Origin of the sequence: Corallococcus sp. AB030, from assembly GCF_003668965.1 — a bacterium.
Classification (GTDB): domain Bacteria; phylum Myxococcota; class Myxococcia; order Myxococcales; family Myxococcaceae; genus Corallococcus; species Corallococcus exiguus.
Genome location: NZ_RAWQ01000481.1, coordinates 1 through 578, shown reverse-complemented (window position 1 = coordinate 578; position 578 = coordinate 1). Strand labels below are relative to the sequence as shown.

Annotated in this window: 1 protein-coding gene; it reads left to right on the top strand. The window is 60.2% G+C overall.

Annotated features, from left to right (window positions below):
- The first annotated feature begins 358 nt into the window (after positions 1 to 358).
- Positions 359 to 577: a hypothetical protein gene (locus D7Y15_RS43705; RefSeq protein WP_120581765.1), complete on the top strand. Its 219-nt coding sequence runs from the start codon at positions 359 to 361 to the stop codon at positions 575 to 577.
- Position 578: the final 1 nt, after the last annotated feature.

Here is a 578-nt window from a genome sequence, read left to right as displayed (position 1 = left end):
CCGAGCAGAAGGGCTTCCTGCAGGCGCAGAAGCAGGTTCAGCTCGAGTCCCAGATCATGAGCACCATCACGAACCTCATGAAGAAGATGGACGACATGGCGATGGCCGCCGTGAACAACCTGAAGTAATCCTTCCAGGTTGTTGGTTTCGCTCCGGCCCCGTGCTGGTGCCCTTCCAGGGTACCGGTTCGGGGCCGGCGGCGTTTCCGGCCTCCGTCTGCGCGGCGGAAAAGCGGGCCGGGGCTTCCCGGGGAAAAATGATCGCGGAAAACCCTTAGGAAACTCCCGCCCCCCTTCACCGATAATCTTTTTGTAGCTGGTGCCGCACGAACTCATCCCGCCGTACCAGGAGAACTCTCATGGCCACGATCGACGTCTTCAACACCGCAGTGAACACCGCGAAGAACACCACTGGCACGGCGATGGACAAGATGATCGCCGCGGCCCCCGCGGAGCAGAAGGGCTTCCTGCAGGCGCAGAAGCAGGTTCAGCTCGAGTCCCAGATCATGAGCACCATCACGAACCTCATGAAGAAGATGGACGACATGGCGATGGCCGCCGTGAACAACCTGAAGTAGT